The sequence below is a fragment of the Ruegeria sp. AI2 genome (genome assembly GCF_056541275.1).
Window position 1 is genome coordinate 33,558 of sequence record NZ_JBQFYB010000012.1, and the last position, 21,631, is coordinate 55,188.

General features: G+C 56.3%; 17 protein-coding genes. 9 read left to right on the forward strand and 8 right to left on the reverse strand.

Going from position 1 to position 21,631, the window contains the following annotated elements; genetic code table 11:
• The first annotated feature begins 45 nt into the window (after window positions 1–45).
• Window positions 46–990 (forward strand): LysR family transcriptional regulator, encoded by a 945-nt coding sequence (locus ACR0LL_RS17040; protein ID WP_480588443.1) that lies wholly within the window; start codon window positions 46–48, stop codon window positions 988–990.
• Between the two features lie 24 nt (window positions 991–1,014).
• Here the strand turns inward: ACR0LL_RS17040 and ACR0LL_RS17045 are convergent, their stop codons facing one another.
• The 3 genes from ACR0LL_RS17045 to ACR0LL_RS17055 are packed head-to-tail and all read right to left on the reverse strand — an operon-like array spanning window position 1,015 to window position 5,127.
• Window positions 1,015–3,228, reverse strand: coding sequence for a hybrid sensor histidine kinase/response regulator (locus ACR0LL_RS17045; protein WP_480588445.1), 2,214 nt, complete (start codon window positions 3,226–3,228; stop codon window positions 1,015–1,017).
• Window positions 3,229–3,231: 3 nt separating this feature from the next.
• A complete protein-coding gene (locus ACR0LL_RS17050) occupies window positions 3,232–4,401 on the reverse strand; it encodes an FIST N-terminal domain-containing protein (protein WP_480588447.1) in 1,170 nt (389 codons plus the stop codon).
• A gap of 45 nt (window positions 4,402–4,446) precedes the next feature.
• On the reverse strand, window positions 4,447–5,127 hold the full coding sequence (locus ACR0LL_RS17055; RefSeq protein ID WP_267367519.1) for a response regulator: 681 nt from the start codon (window positions 5,125–5,127) through the stop codon (window positions 4,447–4,449).
• Window positions 5,128–5,307: 180 nt separating this feature from the next.
• On the opposite strand from ACR0LL_RS17055, the gene ACR0LL_RS17060 reads away from it, so the two are divergent.
• From ACR0LL_RS17060 to ACR0LL_RS17075, 4 genes are all read left to right on the forward strand, one after another.
• The gene (locus tag ACR0LL_RS17060) at window positions 5,308–5,856 is read left to right on the forward strand and encodes an SRPBCC family protein (RefSeq protein ID WP_480588449.1); all 549 of its coding nucleotides are present in this window, start codon (window positions 5,308–5,310) and stop codon (window positions 5,854–5,856) included.
• Window positions 5,857–5,884: 28 nt separating this feature from the next.
• Window positions 5,885–6,367 (forward strand): (2Fe-2S)-binding protein, encoded by a 483-nt coding sequence (locus ACR0LL_RS17065; protein WP_209507073.1) that lies wholly within the window; start codon window positions 5,885–5,887, stop codon window positions 6,365–6,367.
• Between the two features lie 80 nt (window positions 6,368–6,447).
• A complete protein-coding gene (locus tag ACR0LL_RS17070; protein ID WP_480588450.1) occupies window positions 6,448–8,808 on the forward strand; it encodes a xanthine dehydrogenase family protein molybdopterin-binding subunit in 2,361 nt (786 codons plus the stop codon).
• A gap of 95 nt (window positions 8,809–8,903) precedes the next feature.
• A complete protein-coding gene (locus ACR0LL_RS17075) occupies window positions 8,904–9,695 on the forward strand; it encodes an FAD binding domain-containing protein (protein WP_480588451.1) in 792 nt (263 codons plus the stop codon).
• Window positions 9,696–9,892: 197 nt separating this feature from the next.
• Here ACR0LL_RS17075 and ACR0LL_RS17080 read toward each other — a convergent pair whose 3' ends face one another.
• Together ACR0LL_RS17080 and ACR0LL_RS17085 are read right to left on the reverse strand one after the other, a co-directional pair.
• The gene (locus ACR0LL_RS17080; RefSeq protein ID WP_267366082.1) at window positions 9,893–11,719 is read right to left on the reverse strand and encodes a BCCT family transporter; all 1,827 of its coding nucleotides are present in this window, start codon (window positions 11,717–11,719) and stop codon (window positions 9,893–9,895) included.
• 417 nt (window positions 11,720–12,136) lie between these two features.
• Window positions 12,137–13,081: a PDR/VanB family oxidoreductase gene (locus ACR0LL_RS17085; protein WP_480588453.1), complete on the reverse strand. Its 945-nt coding sequence runs from the start codon at window positions 13,079–13,081 to the stop codon at window positions 12,137–12,139.
• A 140-nt stretch (window positions 13,082–13,221) separates the two neighbouring features.
• On the opposite strand from ACR0LL_RS17085, the gene ACR0LL_RS17090 reads away from it, so the two are divergent.
• The 4 genes from ACR0LL_RS17090 to ACR0LL_RS17105 all read left to right on the forward strand — a co-directional run bounded on the left by ACR0LL_RS17090 (window position 13,222) and on the right by ACR0LL_RS17105 (window position 18,334).
• Window positions 13,222–14,127, forward strand: a complete 906-nt coding sequence (locus ACR0LL_RS17090) for a LysR substrate-binding domain-containing protein (protein ID WP_480484326.1) — start codon at window positions 13,222–13,224, stop codon at window positions 14,125–14,127.
• 103 nt (window positions 14,128–14,230) lie between these two features.
• Complete coding sequence (locus ACR0LL_RS17095) at window positions 14,231–15,388, forward strand: aromatic ring-hydroxylating oxygenase subunit alpha (RefSeq protein WP_267367492.1); 1,158 nt, start codon at window positions 14,231–14,233, stop codon at window positions 15,386–15,388.
• Window positions 15,389–15,521: 133 nt separating this feature from the next.
• Window positions 15,522–15,761 (forward strand): hypothetical protein, encoded by a 240-nt coding sequence (locus ACR0LL_RS17100; protein ID WP_480488707.1) that lies wholly within the window; start codon window positions 15,522–15,524, stop codon window positions 15,759–15,761.
• 152 nt (window positions 15,762–15,913) lie between these two features.
• On the forward strand, window positions 15,914–18,334 hold the full coding sequence (locus tag ACR0LL_RS17105) for a GcvT family protein (protein ID WP_480588455.1): 2,421 nt from the start codon (window positions 15,914–15,916) through the stop codon (window positions 18,332–18,334).
• Here ACR0LL_RS17105 and ACR0LL_RS17110 read toward each other — a convergent pair.
• From ACR0LL_RS17110 to ACR0LL_RS17120, 3 genes are all read right to left on the reverse strand, one after another.
• Complete coding sequence (locus tag ACR0LL_RS17110; protein WP_480588456.1) at window positions 18,331–19,575, reverse strand: molybdopterin molybdotransferase MoeA; 1,245 nt, start codon at window positions 19,573–19,575, stop codon at window positions 18,331–18,333. The two genes, ACR0LL_RS17105 and ACR0LL_RS17110, sit on opposite strands and share 4 nt — an antisense overlap.
• A 184-nt stretch (window positions 19,576–19,759) precedes the next feature.
• Window positions 19,760–20,770 carry a D-cysteine desulfhydrase family protein gene (locus ACR0LL_RS17115; RefSeq protein ID WP_480588458.1) on the reverse strand — a complete coding sequence of 337 codons (1,011 nt, stop codon included), beginning with the start codon at window positions 20,768–20,770 and terminating at the stop codon, window positions 19,760–19,762.
• A gap of 139 nt (window positions 20,771–20,909) precedes the next feature.
• On the reverse strand, window positions 20,910–21,602 hold the full coding sequence (locus tag ACR0LL_RS17120) for a Crp/Fnr family transcriptional regulator (RefSeq protein WP_267365173.1): 693 nt from the start codon (window positions 21,600–21,602) through the stop codon (window positions 20,910–20,912).
• Between the last annotated feature and the right edge of the window lie 29 nt (window positions 21,603–21,631).

Here is a 21,631-nt window from a genome sequence, read left to right on the forward strand (position 1 = left end):
ATTTGTTATATTTAACTAAATTAAAGTTTGGCTTATGGATGTGGAATGAACCTTACTCAATTGACTGTTTTTCGTGAGGTGATGGAAAGCGGCTCTATCTCTCAAACCGCAAAAAAACTGAACCGGACACAGCCGGCCATCAGCCTTGCGCTCAAGAACCTAGAAAAAAGTTTGGGGCTGATCCTGTTCGAACGAAGAGGGCGCCGTTTGATTCCAGTACCGGAAGCACACTACCTATTGTCGGAAACCACTGGTATTCTGGACAGATTATCTACGATTTCCAGTACGATGCACGGACTTCTTAAAGGGAGTTCCGGTAGCTTGAATATTGCAGCGATGCCAGGCCCTTCCACTTTTGCCTTTCCGAATTTCATCAGCCGTTCAGTTGGTGGAAACCCCGATATACAAATTACACTTTCAACCCGCAGCTCTCCGCAGATTATGGAACTGGCGGGTACTCAGAACATCGATTTCGGGTTTGCTGATTTTGAACATCCGACAGGTAAGCAACCACAGTTCTCAGCCGAGATCATAAGCGGCGACTGTTTTTGCGCGCTGGACAGAGACAACCCTCTGGCGAAAGAAAGCGCCGTTACGATATCCGATCTTGACGGAGTTCCAATGGGCGGGCTGCATGACACGCATCCGTTTCAGGAAAAAGTGCGACAAGCGTTTCAGGTGGTCTCGGCGAATTACACACCAACCGTGACCTGCCAATATTTTCTGCCGCTTATCCCCTTTGTCGGATCGGGCCAATGCTGCACGATTGTCGATCCGTTGACAGTCGTTACCGAGCGGGAGTTGAACATTTCAAACGACCGTGTCGTGTTTTTGCCCTTCAGTGAACCGTTGAGGTATGAATATGCGATCCTGTCACCGAACCACCGGCCTCCGTCCCAGCTAGCGTTGCAGATCAAAGCCGGCTGGAAGGCTGAGGTTTTGTCGATGCTACATCGAACAGGTGCCAACCCACAGACAGAAATCGCCTGAAAACATACACGTTTCCAGTGCTGCTCAGTTGCGTTGTTCAATCGATGACTCCAGCGTTGACCGCAAAAGTTGCGCATCAAGCGGTTTGTAGAGCAAAGGCAGGTTGGCGCGCTTGCAGCGCCTGGCCAGTTCAGGTGATCGGTTGGCCGAAATAACGCAGCCGGGCAGAGGTCCAAACTCGTTCGTCAAGGCATGTATCGCGTCGACACCGGTTCTATCGTGATTCAACTGAAAATCGGCGACTATTGCATCGGGCAGAATGTCAATTTCACGAAGAAGATTGATTGCTTCGTCTTCGCTTTCGCTCTCCAAAACCTCGACCCCCCAGGATTCGATGGTCATGGTCAGTGCACTACGAAGGTTTTCATCATTCTCAATCAACAATACAACCGTGTTACCAAGTACCTTTACGCCCGGATCGTGGGCCGCAGGGACGCTGCTGGATGTGGTCTGCTCTTCCTGCGCCAACGGCACTTCGACCGAGAATCCAGTGCCTTTGCCTATTTCGGAATACAGCTGGATCGGATGTTGCAACAGCCCACAAGCGCGCTCCACGATTGCAAGGCCCAATCCCATACCCTCTGCCGCGCTGGCATCAGAATGCAGGCGCTGAAATTCCTGAAAGACGATGTCTCTTTGGTCTGACGCGATACCGATACCTGTATCCCAGACTTGCAAGGCAATTGCGCCTTTGCGACGCCGCACACCGACCAGAACCTTTCCGGTCTCGGTATACCTGATCGCGTTCGACAGCAGGTTCTGCAAAATCCGACGCAAATAGCTGGCGTCGCTGGTCACACGCGCGTTCGTGTCAAAAAATGACAGCTCAAGCCCTTTTGCCTGCGCCACCGGGCGAAATGCGTCTTCCATCTGCGAAAACAGCGTGCTCACTGATATGGTCGACAAATGCGCGGTGGCCCGTCCTGAATCCAGCTTCGAGATATCCAGCAGCGCTTCCAGAATGTGTTCAACGCTGTTCAGCGCACTTTCAGCCTTGCCTGCAACGGTCTTTGCGTCGTCTTTGTCCAGGCCGCTGCCCAGAGATGCAACATAAAGCTTTGCCGCGGAAAGAGGTTGCAGCAGATCGTGACTGGCAGCTGCCACAAATCGCGACTTGGATGCGTTTGCACGCTCGGCCTCGTTCAACGCGTCAGCCAGTTCCATTGTGCGCGATGTTACGCGTTGTTCCAACAGCTCTTTGGCTTCGTATAAGGCCTGAGCGGACTTTCGTTCTGCGGTTACATCGGTGAAGGATATCACAAAGCCCCGGTCCGGCATTTCCTGCGCAAACACCGAAAGAATTTTTGACCTTCCGCGGTGCATCTGAAATTGCAGAGGACGGCGATAAGTTTGCCGCGTCACCCAATCCAGCAGATCGGCTTCCGTTACCCCCTTCTGGAACTTGATGTTCGTGCCAAGGCGATTGGACAGCGATTCAAACCGGGTCCCCATCTGAAACTGTGCGATCGGAATGGCCAGCAACTCGCTGGCGCGGTTGTTCCAACCGATCAGACGGTGTTTGTTGTCAAAAATGCAAACGCCCTGTTCGATATGTTCCAGCGTCGCGCGGATCAGCCTAGCCTTGTCATCCAGAATCCGGTCACGTTCCTGCCGTTCGATCCGCATGATATCAGTCACATCGGTTTGCAGAATAACAGTTCCGCCATCTGGTGTGCGGTGCTCGGACACTTGCGACCACCGATTGCCAACAAGCCGGACATTGAACACCACATGATCGTCCGTATGCCGGTCCAAACGGCTTTTGGCCCAGTCTGTCGGTGTCATCGTTTCAGGCAGGGACAGGAACCCTGATCGGCTGACCAATTCAACATATTCGGCAAAGCTCAGCCCCGGGCTCAGCCGCTCCTGAATGTCAGGCATATGCAGACCAAAACGGCTGTTGCACAGCACCAGTTTTTCGTCGCGATTGAAAAGGGCAAACCCCTCTTGCACTGTTTCGATTGCATTAGCTAGGTCAGCGCGTGCGGCTTCGGTGTCCTTGTTCGCCTGTGCCAATCTGGCATTGGAATCGTTCAGCAATTCAAGGGCACGCTCCAGATCATTCGTCCGGGCGCGGACCTCTTGTTCAAGCACGGCCGCGCGCTGAAACTGCGCATAAGCTGCGCCTGACGCATCGGTGGATTCTTCTACCCGGCGCATTAGCGCTTCGGCAATCTTGCGAAGTTTCTCGTTCTGGCGGTCAACCGAGTCCGTGGGATCTGTAAGATGCTCGATCATACGTTACTCTTTCTCGGGTGGATAAATCGCAACACCCGTCAGAGTTTGGTTCACATGGATAGAGTTGTACTGCTCTCCGTAGGTTGAAAATCCGACAACGTGGTTGCGGGCCAGAATGTCCGAGATTTCGCGGGTCTTTTGCTTTTCCTGCGCTTCCAGTCGGCGGAGAATGCAATCACAGCCCAGAATTGTGTCGGGTTGCCGTTTCTCAGTCAGAAGGCCAATTTCTTCCTCAAGGTGCTCGACCATGTCCCTCGGTTCGGCCAGCGTCAGCACAAGCCCTTCATCAATGGCCGAGAAAAAGACGAGGTCCCCGTTGCCCGCCACCTGCTGAATCGCGCGGACGTGATGCTGCCCGCCAATCTGCACAACAACGGGGTGCGCCGCAAAGGTGAATGTCGTCAGTTGTTCCGGATCCTTGCCAAGGATACGGGCGTACTCGCGGGCGGCGGGCTCGGCGTTGATCTCCTGAACGATGCGTTTTGCCGGGTCCGCCTTGGTTACGACCATACGCCGGGTCGTTGGAACCAGATGATCGGTTTTGAACACCTTGATCGGGCACCGCGTACGAACCTGGGTCAGAATGGCAGCATTGCTCAGTGCCTTGCCCTGATGCAGCACATAGGTTCGCCCGAACCGGGTTCCATCACCGGCCGATCCGCCAAACAATGGCACCGGCCCCAAACCGACGGCCAACTCGGAGGTCAACGCATCCTCTTTGGTCGACAATCCGTCGATCATCAGGAATGTAAATTCATGGCTCCAGTCGGGCGCCGTGACCATCATGGTATTTCGGTTATGGATCATCTCGTTGATGATGCTTTCCGCCTCAAAATCGTTCAGATCGGAAACCAGGACCGTACGCGTGTCGAAATGGGATTGCGGAAGGCCGATTGCGACGATCTGGTCTTCGCAATAACCGCTATCTGCAAGTTCTCCGGCGGTGGTGCAGCCAACCACCGGCGTAGGCGCAAACACCTGCTCGGCTTTGGCAATGACCACAGCCGCGTCCGCATTTGGACTGACGAACAGTATCACCAGCGCAAGTGGTTCAGCTCCGAATTGACGTTCGAGCACCCCAAGCGCCTGCCCGGTGTCGTAACGCACGAAAGCCGTTTTGACGATGCCTGTTGCACCGGTCCGGGCTGTCGCCCACCCGACTGCTTGGTCCATCGAGCCTCCTCCCTAAAGCGCGACGATGTGGTGAGAGTATGACGCTTAGCCTTGGTCTTGCAAGACGCTGGCAAACGAAGCTTTCTTTGCAATCAGAACGGCTTGCGTCCGGCTTTGCACACCCAGTTTCCGCATGATTGCCGTGACATGCGCTTTGACCGTGGGTTCCGCAATGGACAGGTCATAGGCAATCTGTTTGTTCAGCTTGCCCTCACAGATCAGTTGCAGAATGCGGGCCTGCTGATTTGTCAGCGTCGCAAGCCGATTGACCGCGTCGGCGTGTTCATCCTCTTCGACATTGATCAGAACGCACCCTTCGGGCACGAAAACTTTGCCGGAATGCACTGTCTCGAATGCCAGGCGAAACACATCGCGTTGGCTATGCTTGGGTACATAACCCGATGCGCCTGCCTGAATCACCTGACTGACAACGCGATTATCCGTCATCGAGGACACCACAATAACCGGGGCATTCGCAGCAGCCTTCAGACGGACAAGGCCGTCCAGCCCCTCCACATCCGGCAGGTTGAGGTCCAGCATGACCGCGTCCGGTTTCAGCCCCCCTGACAGAAGTTCCATCGCGCCTTCCAGTCGGTCCGCGGTATGGATTTCGCCGATCTGTGCCACGCTTTGCAAGGTCATCGACAGCGCGTCGCAAAACAGGGGGTGGTCATCGACGATCAGCACTTTCTCGAAGCCAGACCTTACAATGGAGTCAGCAAGCATTTGGTATTGCCTTTTTCAATCAGGTTGTCCCCAGCTTACCCAATCCTAACAATGAAAGTAATCTGCGCCTACTGGCCCAAAGTCGTACATAAGATCGGCTCGGCGTCACCTACACCCAAGGTCTAATAGGCAGGGCGAAAAACACCACGTAGCGTAAGAAAAAACACCTGGAGAAGAGAGATGGAGCTTAGTGACAGCCGCGTCATCGCCGCGCCGCGATCCAAGGTCTGGGACGCGCTTTTGTCGGCTGAGGTTCTGAAAGAATGCGTTCCGGGATGTCAGGAAATGACCGGCTCGGTCGATGACGGGTTCGAAGCAACGGTGGTGCAGAGAGTCGGCCCCGTAAAAGCGACCTTCAAAGGGGCCGTTACCCTTTCTGATATCGTAACGCTTGAAAGCGTGAAGCTCTCGGGTGAAGGTAAGGGTGGGGCTGCGGGTTTTGCCAAGGGTGCGGCCGATGTCAGTTTGTCTGATGTGCCCGAAGGTACTCTGCTGACCTATACCGTCGACGCACGTGTCGGTGGCAAGTTGGCCCAGCTGGGCAGCCGGGTCATCGATGGCGTCGCCAGAAATATGGCCGACCGGTTCTTTGAAAATTTTCAGAACGCGGTCGAACCCGAAAAAACAGCCGATCCGGAAACCTCGGATCAGGTTCAAGCCGAACCTTCTGCCGAGGGTGAAGGCGGCGAAGCAAAAAAAGGTTGGTTCAAGCGCGTATTGGGCGGTTGAACCGTTGGAACTCAGGGAGGAGAAAGTCATGAAAATTTCCATGACCGTGAACGGCAAGGCCGTAAGCGGCGAGGTTGAGGGCCGGACATTACTGTCCGGCTTTCTGCGCGAGCAACTGTCATTGACGGGCACGCATGTCGGCTGTGATACGGCCCAGTGCGGCGCCTGCGTTGTACATGTGAATGGTCAGGCCGTGAAATCGTGCAATATGCTGGCGGTCGAAGCCGACGGTGCTGATGTTGGCACAATCGAAGGTCAGGCAAATGCGGACGGTTCGCTGAACGTGATCCAGCAAGCCTTTCAGGATCATCACGGCCTTCAATGCGGGTTCTGTACACCGGGTATGGTGATGAGCGCCGCAGCGCTGCTGAAAGACAACCCGCGCCCATCTGAGGCAGAAATACGGAAATATCTGGAAGGCAACCTGTGCCGCTGCACAGGCTACCACAATATCGTCAAGGCGATCATGGCCGCCTCAGGTCAGGACGTCGGCAGTATCGCCGCGGAATGATGCCGCTGCGGGCGTAAACGTTGCGCCCGTGGGACAAGTGAAGGGTGCAGCAGCATCCGTTTATGGGAGGAGAACAAGCAATGCCCAAAGACAGTGGCATCGGAGCCAGTTCCAAGCGGCGCGAGGACGTCCGCTTTCTGACCGGAGCAGGCAACTATACCGACGACATCAACGTACGTGGTCAGGCTTACGTATATTTCCTGCGGTCCGACATCGCGCATGGTCGGATCAATTCTGTAGATACATCAACGGCCGAAGGTATGCCCGGTGTGGTCAGAGTATTCACCGGCAAAGACTTTGAAGGCGTGGGCGGAATGCCCTGTGGCTGGGAAGTGACCGACAAGCACGGCGCGCCGATGCAGGAACCACCACACCCAATTCTGGCACAGGGCAAGGTGCGCCACGTGGGTGATCCGATCGCTGCCGTGGTGGCTGACAGCCTGGAACAGGCCCGTGACGCGGCCGAGGCTATTGATCTGGATATCGAGGAACTGCCCGCCGTGATCGACATGAAATCCGCCGCGCAGGATGGCGCGACGCTGGTTCATGACGATCTGAAAAACAACATCTGCTATGACTGGCAGCTGGGTGAGGCCGACGACGCCAAGGTGAACGACGTCTTTGCCAATGCGGCGCATGTCACCACTTTGGATCTGGTGAACAACCGGCTGGTCGCCAACCCGATGGAGCCGCGCGTGGCTGTGGCCGAGTACAGCCGGGGCACGGATGAATATACGCTCTATACCACTTCGCAGAACCCGCATGTCATCCGCTTGTTGATGTGTGCGTTCGTTCTGGGTCTGCCGGAACATAAAGTCCGCGTCGTAGCCCCGGATGTGGGCGGTGGTTTTGGCACCAAGATTTTCCACTATGCAGAAGAAGCGTTCTGCACTTTTGCCGCCAAGGCCTGCAACCGCCCCGTCAAGTGGACCGCCAGCCGGTCCGAGGCGTTCATGTCGGATGCGCAGGGTCGTGACCATGTCAGCACGATTGAGCTGGCTCTGGATGCGGATAACAACTTCATCGGCCTGCGGACCAACACCTATGCCAATCTGGGCGCTTATCTGTCGACTTTCTCCAGCTCGGTTCCGACATGGCTGCACGGGACGCTGATGGCTGGCAACTATAAGACCCCGGTCATTCAGGTGAATGTGAAGGCGATGTTCACAAATACGGTGCCCGTGGATGCCTATCGCGGTGCTGGTCGACCCGAAGCAACCTTCCAGCTGGAGCGCGTTATAGACAAGGCCGCGCGCGAGTTGGGTGTCGATCCAATCGCCCTGCGTCGCCAGAACTTTGTCACGCAGTTCCCCTATGACACGCCGGTGGCGCTGACTTACGACACCGGGGATTATAACGGGACAATGGACAAGCTTGAGGCGGCTGCCGATCTGGCAGGCTTTGCCGCACGTCGTGCAAAAAGCGAGGCCAACGGCAAGCTGCGGGGCTTGGGTGTCAACTGCTATATCGAGGCCTGCGGCATCGCGCCCTCGAATATCGTTGGCATGTTGGGGGCCCGGGCGGGTCTTTATGATGCGGCAACTGTTCGGGTGAACGCCACCGGTTCGATCAGTGTGATGGTTGGCGCACACAGCCACGGGCAAGGCCATGAAACAGCCTTCCCGCAGGTGGTGGCCGACATGATCGGTATCGATGAGTCGATGGTTGAGATTGTGCACGGGGATACCTCGAAGATCCCGTTTGGCATGGGCACCTATGGCTCACGCTCGCTGGCGGTTTGCGGCTCGGCTATGGTCAAGGCCACCGAAAAGGTGATCGACAAGGCCAAAAAGATCGCAGCCCATTTGCTGGAGGCGTCCGAGGCGGATATCGAACTTAAGGACGGTCAGTTCAGCGTTGCGGGGACCGACAAGTCTGTAGCTTGGGGAGATGTGACCCTCACGGCTTATGTCCCGCACAACTATCCGCTGGAAGTTGAACCTGGACTGGAGGAAACCGCGTTCTATGACCCGGCCAACTTTACTTTCCCGGCAGGGGCTTATGCCTGTGAGGTCGAGGTTGATCCAGACACAGGTCAGGTCAGTATCGAGAAGTTCACGGCTGCGGATGACTTTGGCAATATCGTCAATCCAATGATCGTTGACGGACAAGTGCATGGCGGTATCGGCCAGGGCATCGGTCAGGCCTTGCTGGAGAACTGTGCCTATGATGAGAACGGCCAATTGCTGAGCGCGTCCTTCATGGACTACGCGATGCCACGCGCCGATGACGTCCCGTTCTACGGCGTGGATCATTCCAGCCAGACGCCCTGTACGCACAATCCGCTGGGCGTGAAGGGTTGCGGCGAGGCCGGAGCGATCGGCTCGCCGCCTGCGGTGGTCAACGCGGTGCTGGATGCGTTGAACTCGGGTGGAAGGGCTGTTGATCATATCGACATGCCGATGAGCCCGTCACGCGTTTGGACGGCGATGCATGGTTGAGAGGTTGGGGTGCGAGGGGCAAGCCCCTCGCGCTCCCCGGGATATTTATAGCCAGATGAAGGGCGGATCAGCGCCTTTCGGAAAGGAAGAACGAAATGTACAATTTCGAGTTTGAGAAGCCCTCGACCATTGCTGACGCGGTTGCAGCATTGGCAGCAGAGGATGCGCAGGCGTTGGGAGGCGGGCAAACCCTGATCCCGACATTGAAACAGCGATTGGCGGCTCCGTCCAAACTGGTGTCGGTGAGCGGCATTGCCGAGATGCAAGGCGTCTGCGTTGATGATGACGGCTCAGTCTCTGTTGGGGGTGCAACACCTCACGCTGTCGTTGCTCGCGACGCTGCAGGATCTTATCCCGCGCTGGCGGCATTGGCTGGACAAATTGGCGACCCGGCAGTGCGCAATCGCGGAACCATCGGTGGTTCGGTTGCGAACAATGACCCGGCAGCCTGTTATCCGGCGGGTGTGCTTGGATCGGGCGCAACCGTGGTGACCAACGCGCGTCAAATTGCGGCAGATGACTTTTTTCAGGGCATGTTCACCACAGCCCTGGATGAAGGAGAGATCATCACCTCGATCCGCTTTCCGGTTCCGCAGGTGGCAAGCTATCAGAAATTCCTGCAACCGGCATCGCGGTTTGCACTTGTTGGGGTATATTTGGCCCGTTTCACGGACGGCGTGCGCGTGGCGGTGACCGGGGCAAGTGAGGATGGCGTCTTCCGTTGGAGCGAAGCCGAGCAGGCGCTGAACAAGGAGTTTCGCCCGGACGCCTTGATGGACCTTCGGATTAACCCCGCCAACATGATCGCTGATTTACATGGCAGCAAGAAATACCGGGCGCATCTTGTGTCGGTCATGACCAAACGCGCCGTGGAAGCCTGCATGTAGGAATCTCACGACAGGATGCTCAAAAGCCCCGGTTTTTACCGGGGCTTTTTCGTTGAGATATGGTTTTGGTGTGTCACCAAGGTCGGGCTGGCCAGCACTTCTCCGTTGTTTGAGGGTCGTGGCCAGTGTCTGCGCAAAATGAAATCAGGCCGCCCAATTCCGGGCGGCCTGATCAAGTCATAAGCTAAGCTTTCGCTCTATTCGGCGGCTTGTGCACCTGTAGCGGCGTGTTTGTCACGCTGGCTGTCGCGGAACAAAGCTTTGGCCAGAGCAATACACATCAGACCCATCACAGCAGTAAAGGGCAATGCACCGATGATCATCGCGTTTCGCAGCGCATCCATCGGGTTGTTTTCACCGGCTGCGAGGATCAGCGCGCCGATCACAGCTGTCAGGATGACACCCCAGATGATGCGGTGCTTGATGCCCGTCTCCTGGCTGCCACCCGACATGATGGTGTTCATCACGAGAATGCCCGAGTCTGCCGACGTGACGAGGAATGTCATGATCAGGATCACGCACATCACGTTCAGCATTGACAGCAGACCACCGTCAATCATGTAAGATAGTGTCACGAACAGCTTGTTGGTGTTCGATGCGCCGATGATTGCACCTTCTGCAGCGCCTGCCAGTTCCAGATCAATCGCAGTTCCACCCAGAACAGTCATCCATGCAAAGCACACCAAAGCCGGGGCGAACACACAGCCTACGATGAACTCGCGGACAGAGCGCCCTTTCGAAATACGCGCGAGGAACAGGCCCACGAAGGGCGAGAACGCGATCCACCAGGCCCAGTAGAACGTGGTCCAACCCGATTGCCAGCCGAACTGACGCCCCTGCTCACCCGCCGCATAAACGGCTGCCAGGGTTGCTTCATCCAACTCTGCTGCTGCCCCTTCCAGGCCGCTCTTGAAACCGTCAAAGCTGCCCCACGCATTGGTAGCTCCGCCCATCAAATCATTGGCATGGGCTTGTGCTTCGGCAGGCAAAGCCGCAGCGAAGGCTTCAACTGACAGTGGACCATAGGCGTTAAAGCTGAGCGACAGGATATGCAGGATATAGTCGACCATTGCAGTGCCATAAGTGGTCATAGCAAAGACGAACGAGCCGAAGACGATAAATGTGCCCAACAGGATGATCGACAATACGAGGTTCAGGTTCGACAGGTATTTAACACCACGACCAACGCCTGATACGGCCGAAATAATCGACAGACTCATGATGATGACCAGACCGGCGATCAAACCTACTTTGCTTGGGGTTGGAACTTCGCCACCCAGATCCATGACCCATTCCATACCGGTGATGGCATAAAGCCCGTCGATGAACTGGCTGACACCATAGCCGATGGTGACGGAAACACCGAGGATCGTCGCAACAACACCCAGAACGTCAACCACATGGCCGAAGAAGCCATTGACGAAGCGGCCAAACAGAGGCGTCAGCGCCGAACGGATGGTGAGAGGCATGTCGCGGGTATAAGCGTAATATGCCAGCGACAAACCGGTCACCACATAGATGGCCCAAGCGTGAAACCCGTAGTGCAAGAAGGTATAGCGGTAAGCCGACTGCAGTGCTTCGGGTGTATTTCCAACGACCGCCTCGGATACGACTTCGGGGTTCGAACCCCACAGCCCCAACGGTTCTGCGGTTGCAAAAACCATCAGACCAACACCCAGGCCGGCGCCGAACATCATGGAGAACCATGAGAAGTTCGAAAACTCGGGCTTTTCACCGGGTGTTCCCATCACACGGCGACCCGTGGACGGAATAGCGGCGACAACGGCCAGAAAAACGAGGAACAACCCGACAATGACAATGTAGAAGCTGTTGAAAAGCTCAAGCAGCTGCCCGTTCAGGCTGCCAAGCGTGCCGTTTGCATTTGCAGGGAATACTAGTGCCCACAAAACCAGCGCAACCATGATGGCCTTGCTGATCAGGGCAATTGGGACGCTGTAGTTTTCATAAAAACCGGCATCCGCCGTCTTTATCTCAACGTCCGTGAATGGATCGGGTATCGACATATTGCGTTTTCCTCCGTGTGTTCGCCGTTTCTTGTTCTTTTGATTTCTGCTTGGGGTGCACCGCGCGGGACGGCGTAAACAAACATGCCCAATGCACCAAACGATCAGCGAGTTGACTGCAACTCAGCTGAGACTTACGGGGAAGACCACACACCATGTGGGATCGCCCACCGCTCTTTTCCTCCCAGATTGTGTTCGCTTGCAAAAGCTGTTGGTTCGTTGTGGCAAGTCTGTCTGCCGTTGAACCTGGTAGCAGCTTCGCAAGAAGTGGTTGCGCCCTTCAATTCGGGAAAACCTATGACAGAGGTTAGGGCAGCTCACCCAAGAATCCGACCCTTATGCTACTCGAAACGACGCTCTCGGTTACTCGAAACATGTGTTAGCGAGAACAAGTAAAGGGCGTGATTGTGGTTCCTTCTACAGTTTCAATACCAATTTATCCGACTTGGCCCGCGAAACGCATGTGCACAGGAACTCATGCGTTTCCTGCTCTTGCGGAGTAAGTATACCGTCGCGATGATCAACTTCGCCGGAAACGACATCAACGATACAGGTTCCGCAAAGCCCTTCGGAGCAGCCGAAATCAACCTGCACACCATTGGCCTGCAAAACCTCCAGAATAGATTGGTCCTTGCCAACGGGATAGACCGCGCCGGTCGACTGGATCTCGATCTGGAAATCGGCGTTCGGGGCATGTTCAATGTCCGACGCGGCGGCGAACCGTTCAAAGTGTATCGCGCCGCCACGCAGCAAGGCACCTGCTTCCAGTACCCCATTCAGCATCGGTTCCGGGCCGCAGGTATAAACGTCTGCGCCCATCGGTATCGATTGCATGACCGATCTCAGATCGAATACCCCGTCTGTGTTATCACAATGCAAATGATACCATTCATCCAGTCCAAGCGCCCGGAATTGCGCATCCATCGCCGCGTATTCTTGCGATCGAACAAGATAGTAGACACGAAAATCCTGCCCTCGGTTCAGCAGCTCACGTGCCATTGCAACCAATGGTGTGGCCCCGATACCGCCAGCGATCAAAGTGACGTGCCGATCATGGCTTTCGAGTTTGAAATGGTTGCGGGGACCGCCGATTTCCACGGTCACGCCCTCTTGCAGGTCATGCATCGCCAGTGACCCGCCTCGCCCTTCGTCTTCGCGTTTGACGGCCACGTTGATCAGGCGTCCATCCTGGCTCCAGCTCCACAGCGAGTATTGCCGTATCAGACCGTCTTCAAGATGGATGTCCACATGCGCCCCGGGCTCAAGGCTGGTGAAGCGCCCGCTTTCGATCTCGAAGCAGAAATCAGAGGTGTCGGGGCTGAGCGATGTTTTTCGCACAAGGCGGGCAACTTGAGTATCCATCACTTGTCCTGTTCGGTCTCACGTGGCGTACATTCTGCGTCGTTCAGCAAACAACAGGAAAAAAGATAGATTTCAATTGCAAAATTTCTAACATTCGGGTGAATTGAGCTCACCCAGAGTTCAAAAGCCAACAAACCTCCATGTCTCGACGCCACTACAACCTTCCGCCACTTACGACACTATCGGCCTTTGAAGCCGCCGCTCGGCATCTCAGTTTCAAAGAAGCCGCAAGCGAGCTTTCCGTGACGCCTGGTGCCGTCAGTCATCAGATTAAGGCGCTGGAAAGCGAGCTGGGCGCAGCCCTTTTTGTCCGAAAACACCGCGGCGTGGAACTGACCGAGGATGGGCAAGACCTGTTTGAGGCACTCGGCACTTCGTTCCGGCAGATTTCAAAGGTACTTGAAAAGATTCGCAGCAATGATTCCGAGAACCACGTAACCGTTGGATCAACCACTGCAGTCGCCGCACTTTGGCTGTCGCCGTCTGTCATCCGGTTCTGGCAGGATTATCCGCACGTGAAAGTGAACCAGATGGCGCAGGACAAGGCGTTCACGGACCGGCCGGATATCGACCTGTTCATCCGCTATGGCCGGGACGCGAACGCGCAACTCACGCACACGAAACTGTATCGCGATATCCTGACACCCGTTTGCAGCCCCCAGATGGCCGCGGACCTTAAAGGGGCCAGCCTTGAAGACCTCGTGCAGCGGCGGCTGATCCATCTCGAAACTCAGGACAGCACCTGGACGACCTGGTCATCCTGGTTCCACGACCTCGGGTTTTCTGGAGTTGTTCCCGTGGAATCGCGGGTGAACAGCTATGCGCTTGCCCTTCAGGTGGCGCGTAAAGGGGCGGGCCTTGCGCTGGGATGGAAACGTCTGGTTCAGCCCATGCTGGCTTCGGGGAAACTCGTCGCGCTGGAGGAATTCAGCCTGCCCGCCCCGGACAACTTCTATCTTGTCGGTCGCCCGGACGATCAGCTTTCGGAAGGGGCGCTGGCTCTCAAGAATTGGTTGCTCAACGAACTGTCTGAAGGTTCGGTTTAGCCTGCCTCAATTTGCCATTAGGTTTTTTAGTATTGAACGTGGGTGGCCTCAGCCGCCAATGGATGCAGCGATAAACTCATTCAAAATCACTCAGGAGTGGCCGATGAACAAGCACGCACCGCTTTCGTCTGTTCTGACACCGGTAAACACCGCAAAGGGTCTGCCGAACGAGCATTATATTGATCCCGCAGTTTTTGCCGAAGAACGGGATGCGGTCTTGTTTGCGAACTGGTCCGGCATCGGCTTTGGCAAAGACATTCCAGAGGCGGGAGATGCATATCCGATCAATTTCCTCGGTGTGCCGCTGTTGATGGTTCGTGATCGCGACGGTCAGATCGGCGTTTTCCAGAACACCTGTCGCCATCGCGGCATGATTTTGGTCGACAAGCCGCAAAAAATCCGCGGCGCGATCCGCTGCCCCTATCACAGCTGGTGCTACGGCTTGAATGGTGAACTGCGGACCGCCCCTCATGTCGGTGGCCCCGGGCAGAACACCCATGAGGATCTGGACTTCGCCGAGTTGGGCCTTATCCGCATCCGCTCGTATGTCTGGCGGGATGTTGTCTTTGTCAATGTCAGCGGCGACGCGCCGGAATTCGAAGATGTCCATGGCGAGTTGATGGAACGCTGGAAAGAATTCGATCAACCGATGTATCACGGTGGCGCTGGCGCATCGGTTTACCTTGAGTTGAACTCGAACTGGAAACTGGCTGTTGAGAACTACTGCGAAAGCTATCACCTGCCCTGGGTTCACCCCGGCCTGAACAGCTATTCGCGTCTGGAAGACCACTACAACATCAACGAATTGGGCAAATATTCGGGTCAGGGCACCTATGTTTACCGCCAGTTCGAGGGTCACGATGGCGAAAAGCTGGATGATTTCGAGAATCTGAGTGAGCAGTGGAATGACGGCGCGGAATATATCGTCGTTTACCCGAATACCCTGCTGGGTGTTCAGCGTGACCACGGCTTTGCCTTCCTCATCGATCCGATCACGCATGAGCGTTCGAACGAACGGATTGAGCTCTACTACGCCAAAAAACCCGAAGACGCGCCCGAACACGAAGCGCTGCGTGCCAAGAATGCGCAACTGTGGAAAACGGTGTTCGAGGAAGACGTCTTTGTGGTTGAAGGCATGCAGAAAGGCCGTCACGGCGTGAAATTCGATGGCGGCCGTTTCTCGCCCGCGATGGACGGCCCGACCCATTGTTTTCATCATTGGGTGGCCACACAAATCGAAAAAGCCCGCGCTGAAGTGTAAGCAATCCTGAAAATGTTGATCTGGTCAGGCCCTTCTGACCAGATCGCGGATCGGCTGTAACAACAGCAGACGGGACGGCGTTGCGTCTTTTGTCTCCTAGTGGACAGCCTGTGAATTCGCTGAAAGGGTCACAGTGGATCTGGACGAACTCGACAAACACCTCTTGCGGGCCCATGCGGAAAAAGATGTACCCGCATTGATCCGGCTGTATCACCAAGCGGCGATTCTCGCCGAAGAGCGCCAGCATCATGAAGCCGCGTGCTTCTATCTGACCCACGCATTTGTGTTTGCGTTGGAATACGGCGCGCCGGAAGCAGATGAGTTGAACCTGAAGTTGTTTGAACGTGGCCGCGCACACCGATTGACGTTCTGACGAGCTCATTTGCTTAAGCGTATCGCGCCGCTAGGCAATTTTCAAAGTTTGAGTTTAGCTGACTTCATTCGATCTCGAATTTTGTCGACATTGTCGATGGGCCAGTCTTCATGAAAGAACAGGCGCGAACGAAAACGCGCGAGATAGCCAAAATGCGAAACGAAGCTCAGGCCGTGGTCATCGGCGGAGGAGTGATCGGGTGCTCGATCCTGTATCATTTGACCAAACTGGGATGGTCGGATGTTGTTCTTTTAGAGCGGGACGAGCTGACCTCGGGGTCAACCTGGCACGCAGCCGCCAACATTCACGGATTGCACGACAGTACCAATATCAGCCGCATCCAGCATTACACGATGAGCCTGTATAAAGCGCTGGAAGCTGAAACCGGTCAAAGCTGCGGAGTATTCCAGCCCGGCTCGTTATACTTGGCCCAGACAGAAGAGCGCGAACATCAGCTGAAGCTACAGGCCGCAAAGGCCAGGCTGTATGGCATGAATTTCTATGAGATCAGCATCGAGGAAGCCCAGAAGCTGAACCCGCTGGTCAATTACGACGGTATCCGTTGCGTGATGTTCGAACCCGATGGCGGCAATGTGGACCCGTCGGGCGTGACCAATGCCTATGCGGTCGGCGCACGTCAACGTGGGGCGCAGATTCACCGTTTCACTCCGGTCACCGCAACCGAGCAGCAGGAGGATGGTAGTTGGATCGTCAGAACGCCAAAAGGTGACATCAGGACACGCTGGGTGGTGAACGCAGCGGGCCTGTGGGGGCGCGAGGTTGCTGCACTGGCTGGAATCGAACTGCCGCTGCAACCTACAGAGCACCAGTATTTCGTAACCGAATCCATGGCGGATGTGAAAAGCCACGGCACCCGCCTGCCATCTGTGTCAGACCGGGATGGCGAATATTACTTGCGTCAGGAAGGTAACGGCTTGCTGGTCGGCGCTTATGAGAAAGACATGAGGTTCTGGGCCGAAGAAGGCACGCCGCTGGATTTTGCCCACGACCTGTTCCCTGATGATCTGGAACGGATCGAAGAGAACATGATGAACGCCATCGAACGCCTGCCCGCGGTTGGCGAAGCCGGGATCAAGCGTGTCATCAACGGCCCAATGATCTGGTCTCCGGATTCGAACGTTCTGATGGGGCCGGTGCCCGAGGTCGACGGCTATTTCTGCTGCAATGGTATCATCCCCGGCTTCTCGCAATCGGGTGGCATGGGCCTGATGGCAGCGCAATGGATCATCGAGGGTGAAACGGAATACGACATGTTCGCCTGGGATCTGGCGCGTTTTGACAGCTGGGCCACCAAGGCATTCACCAAAGCGCGCGTGGCGGATCAGTACAGTCATCGGTTCGCGATCCATTTCCCTAATGAAGAACGCAGCGCCGGTCGTCCGGCACGGGTTCGCCCGATCTATGAGGCGCAGAAAGCCATGGGCGCGGTTTTTGGCCTGAACGCCGGTTGGGAACATCCGCTGTGGTTTGCCGCAACGCCCGGCACCAAAGACACCAATGGCTTTACCCGTCAGAACTGGTGGGGACCGGTGGGCGAGGAATGCAGGATGTTGCGCGACCGTGCCGGGATCATCGATATCTCGAATTTCGCCAAATATGTCTGCAAGGGTCCGGGTGCGGCAGACTGGCTGAACGCCGTCTTTGCCAACACCATGCCCAAAACCGTTGGTCGGTCCTGTCTGACCCCACTGATTTCAAAGCGCGGCGGTATTGCAGGCGACTTTACCGTCACCCGCGTGGCTGATGACGAGTTCTGGGTGATCGGCTCGGGCATGGCAGAACGGTATCACAAACGCTTTTTCAAACAGGTTCCGCTGCCTGAGGGCACCACTTTCGAAAGCAAAACCGAAGCGATGTGCGGCTTTAACGTGGCCGGGTCCAAATCCCGTGACATCCTGCAACGTCTGACCAACACATCGCTGGCAACCGAAGATTTCCCGTTCATGCGGTCCGCCAAGATCGAGCTGGCGGGAGTCCAGGTCCTTGCCCTGCGTGTCTCCTTTACTGGCGATCTGGGGTGGGAGCTGCATTGCGACACCCAAGATCAGGCCCGGCTGTACAATGCCTTGCTTGAGGCAGGCAAAGAGTTCGGGGCTGGCCCTGTTGGCAGCCGGGCACTAATGTCTATGCGGGTCGAAAAGGGATATGGGTCTTGGAGCCGCGAATACAGCCCGGAATACTGGCCGCATGAAGTGGATCTTGATCGCCTCTGCAAATTCGAAAAGGACTTCCTCAACAAGGCAGCTGCGCAGAAAGTATTGCAGAACCCGGCTCGGGAACACCTGGTGATCCTGCACCTGAACGAAGCGGATGTGACAGCATCTAACGCCGACGCGACCGGTGGCGAGCCGATCTTCAAGAACGGTGAAGGGATCGGCCGGGTGACCTCGGGCACCTATGGCTACACCGTCGGAATGTCGTTGGCCTTGGGATATGTGAAAAATGCCCAGCCAGGTGATGAGGTCGAGGTTATGGTTCTGGGGCGCCCACACAGGGCCACAATCCTGCATGAACCGCCCTTTGATGCCGCAGGAAAAGCGCTTAGGGCTTAAAACCGCAATAGCTCAAGGCGTTGCCCTTCGGGATATTCCGTCACTTCTGCCGGGATGATCGCCAATCCATCCGCTTGCGCAAGCAAAGCAACACGACCACTGTAGGACGGCTCCATCAGACGCAATCGGGGCCGTCCGTCCGGTGTGTAACCGTCAATCTGAACCGGGCGGTATTCCTGTCGGCCCGCGGTGCGGTACAAAGGTTCCGACAGAACTGCTTGTACGGCTGCGTGCGGTGTGTGGTGCAGACCGGCGCGGCGCGCCATCATCTGCGATCCGATAATTTGCCAGGTCACAAAAGCAGAAACCGGGTTGCCCGGCAGGCCAATGTAAAGCGCACGGCCACGTCGACCGAACATGATAGGCTTGCCCGGTTTCATTGCGACTTTCACCACATCCGTCACGCCACCGATCTCGGTGAACAGACGCGGCATATGATCTTCATCGCCGACAGAAACACCACCGGTTGTGATAATCAGGTCAGAGGTTTCAGTCGCGTCCAGCAAGACCTGTTTCAAAAGCTTGGGGTCATCTTCAACCTGCCCCCGGTCCGTGAGTTCAATCCAGGGTTTCTGCAACAGCGCAAGCAGCATGTAACGGTTCGAGTTATAGATCTGCCCCGGCCCAAGGGGCTCACCCGGTTGGCGCAACTCACTGCCGGTTGAAAAGATCGAAACCTTCAGCTTGCGGAGGACCACGACCTCGCCATACCCGGCGGATGCAAGGGCTGCCACCTCACGCGGGCCAATCTCGCAGCCGCGCCGCAGGATCGGCGCTCCGGCATGAAGGTCTTCACCGGCACGCCGGATATGTTGCCCAGGCTTTGGACGGCGGCTGAAGCGAATTTGCCCCTCTACAACATCACAATCTTCCTGCATGACGATGGCGTCGTAATCAGAGGGAACGGGCGCTCCGGTAAAAATCCTCAGCGCTCTGCCCGCAGGTGCAGCATGAGATCCGCTGTCCCCCGCCGCGATGCGACCCGCCACCGGCATCTGGAACAGGTCGGTATCGCCAAGATCGGCTGTTCGAACCGCATAGCCATCCATTGCCGAATTGTCGAAAGCGGGCATATCGACTTTACTGAAACAGTCGCGGGCCAGAATTCGCCCAATTGCAGCGGCCAAAGGCAGCGTTTCCGCTTCTGTGATCGGATCAGCAGCGGACAGGCCCCGGCGCAGGGCCTCATCCACGCTCAGATACATATGCGCGTGTCGATCACAGCCGCATCCATCAGCCATATCCAGCCTCCAACTCTGCGAACATGTCTTCCACCTATTCTAAGGTGGGCTAGGCTCGCTCAACCGACACGACATCCGCGGTGCTGTCATTGACATAGGTCACGTGAAACCGCGTCGCGTGCTTCGAAACGACGGGTTGGCTGGCCAAGCGCGACTTCCGCTATAGTGGCTTCTCGGATGGCTCTCAGGCCGGGAACAGCTCTTCCCGATATGCGAACAGCGCCGGTTGCCCACCCGTATGCAACAGCACAACTTTCTGGCCCTGTTGAATTGTGCCGTTTTCAAGTAATTCCAACAAACCTGCAAAGGTTTTGGCCGAGTAGACCGGATCAAGAAAAACACCCTCGGCACGCGCCATCTGTTCAAGCGCCCTCCGTGTGGACGGACCTATCCGCCCGTATCCAGGGGGCAATGTGCCGTCCCATGTGAGGATGTCATTCATGACCAGAGCCGGGTCAAACTTCATCATACCCGCCAACCGTTCCAATACCTTTTGCAACCGCGCATGTTGCTGGTGGCGGTCGCGGCGAACGCAGATGCCATAAACAGGTGCCGTGTTGCCAGCCAGCCGCAGCCCGGCCAAAAACCCGCCGTGGGTCGAACCGCTGCCGGATGGCACCACCGCCACGTCGAAATCGGCGATCTGATCCAGTAGTTCGGCAGCCCCGGCCACATAACCTAACGCCCCCAAGGGCGGATGATCGATGCCCAAGTGAATTACATATGGTTTTCGGCCCTCAGCGATCAGCTGATCTGCCCGCGCGTGAAGGGCATTGTCGGCCCCGGCCTCGTCTTCTCCGGTATCGTAGCGCATGTGCTCGGCACCCAGAAGCCGGGCCAGAAGTACATTTCCCGAGGAATAATAATGTTCTCCCATATCCGGCACACGCTCTTCCAATTGAAGCACGGCCTCCATCCCAAGCTTCGATGCAGCCATGGCAGCCGTGCGCACGAAATTGGATTGCACAGCGCCGGTGATCAGAATGGTATCTGCCCCCTGTTTTTGTGCCTCGCCCATATAGAATTCAAGCTGTCGGGTCTTGTTGCCGCCAAAGCTCAACCCTGTCAGATCATCCCGCTTGATCCACAGATCCAGACCAAGCTGGTCGGACAGACGATCAAGCCGTTCGATCGGTGTAGCAGCTGTCATCAGTCTCGCGCGGGGAAAACCGGCCAGTAGCTGTTCAATCGTCATGCCTGTGTTCCATCAACTCACCCATTCAGCATCACGCCCGATAGGGCATATCCAGCAAGAATAGGAAAGATAGTGATTGCCGGAAAGATCGCAGACCGGAAATGGCCAGTTTACTATACAGAGCAACGGCCACGCGGCTCTATTTCTCGCTCGGGTCGCTTTCCGCGTAATTCCGCAGTACATCCATATCTGCAATTTCCGCGTGGTTTCGGTTGATCTTAACCCCGACTGGTTTCAACCTCGAAAAAGCGCGGCTCAGGCTTTCGGGTTTCATCCCCAGACGCCCGGCGATCAGCATCTTGTCATACGGCAGTTCAACTTCGCACTGGCCGGCATCGCAATCACACAGGTTCAGCAGGAATTCCGCGACACGCTGCGCGCCCGTCTGGGCTTTGAGCTGTTCGAGTTGCGCCACCAGGGAATGCAGATGCGTGAATGTGGCCGCCAGGATCGATACGCAGATTTCCGGGTCTTGCTTCATCAGCGAAAGCAGCACCGGACTTGGGATGTGCATGATCTCGCAGGGAGATACCGCCTCGGCCGAAACGGGATAGCGCACATTGCGCAGCGCAACGGCTTCGCCAAAGCTTTCACCACGCGTGAAAACGCTCACCACGGCTTCGGCACCGGTCGGGGAAATGCGAAACAGCTTGACCCAACCAGCCAGTACAACATGTACGGCCTTGGCCTCTTCCTCTTGCAGAAAGATCGTCTCGCCCCGGTCGTATTGCCGCCAGACGGCCTGACGCAGCAGAGTATCGACATGTTGCTCTGGCAGGCTTCGCAAGAGCAGTGACTGCCGCGCAATTATCTTTTGTGCCTCGTGTGACAAGAAGGCAGCCCCTTATTCGTCCGCTCCGG

Excerpts from the sequence above, each read along its gene's own strand:
- ACR0LL_RS17080 (WP_267366082.1), bottom strand. The coding sequence starts at position 11,719 with ATGTCGATACCCGATCCATTCACGGACGTTGAGATAAAGACGGCGGAT.
- ACR0LL_RS17095 (WP_267367492.1), top strand. The coding sequence starts at position 14,231 with ATGAACAAGCACGCACCGCTTTCGTCTGTTCTGACACCGGTAAACACC.
- ACR0LL_RS17085 (WP_480588453.1), bottom strand. The coding sequence starts at position 13,081 with ATGGATACTCAAGTTGCCCGCCTTGTGCGAAAAACATCGCTCAGCCCC.
- ACR0LL_RS17065 (WP_209507073.1), top strand. The coding sequence starts at position 5,885 with ATGAAAATTTCCATGACCGTGAACGGCAAGGCCGTAAGCGGCGAGGTT.
- ACR0LL_RS17110 (WP_480588456.1), bottom strand. The coding sequence starts at position 19,575 with ATGGCTGATGGATGCGGCTGTGATCGACACGCGCATATGTATCTGAGC.
- ACR0LL_RS17060 (WP_480588449.1), top strand. The coding sequence starts at position 5,308 with ATGGAGCTTAGTGACAGCCGCGTCATCGCCGCGCCGCGATCCAAGGTC.
- ACR0LL_RS17055 (WP_267367519.1), bottom strand. The coding sequence starts at position 5,127 with ATGCTTGCTGACTCCATTGTAAGGTCTGGCTTCGAGAAAGTGCTGATC.
- ACR0LL_RS17040 (WP_480588443.1), top strand. The coding sequence starts at position 46 with ATGAACCTTACTCAATTGACTGTTTTTCGTGAGGTGATGGAAAGCGGC.
- ACR0LL_RS17105 (WP_480588455.1), top strand. The coding sequence starts at position 15,914 with ATGCGAAACGAAGCTCAGGCCGTGGTCATCGGCGGAGGAGTGATCGGG.
- ACR0LL_RS17075 (WP_480588451.1), top strand. The coding sequence starts at position 8,904 with ATGTACAATTTCGAGTTTGAGAAGCCCTCGACCATTGCTGACGCGGTT.
- ACR0LL_RS17045 (WP_480588445.1), bottom strand. The coding sequence starts at position 3,228 with ATGATCGAGCATCTTACAGATCCCACGGACTCGGTTGACCGCCAGAAC.
- ACR0LL_RS17050 (WP_480588447.1), bottom strand. The coding sequence starts at position 4,401 with ATGGACCAAGCAGTCGGGTGGGCGACAGCCCGGACCGGTGCAACAGGC.
- ACR0LL_RS17090 (WP_480484326.1), top strand. The coding sequence starts at position 13,222 with ATGTCTCGACGCCACTACAACCTTCCGCCACTTACGACACTATCGGCC.
- ACR0LL_RS17070 (WP_480588450.1), top strand. The coding sequence starts at position 6,448 with ATGCCCAAAGACAGTGGCATCGGAGCCAGTTCCAAGCGGCGCGAGGAC.
- ACR0LL_RS17115 (WP_480588458.1), bottom strand. The coding sequence starts at position 20,770 with ATGACGATTGAACAGCTACTGGCCGGTTTTCCCCGCGCGAGACTGATG.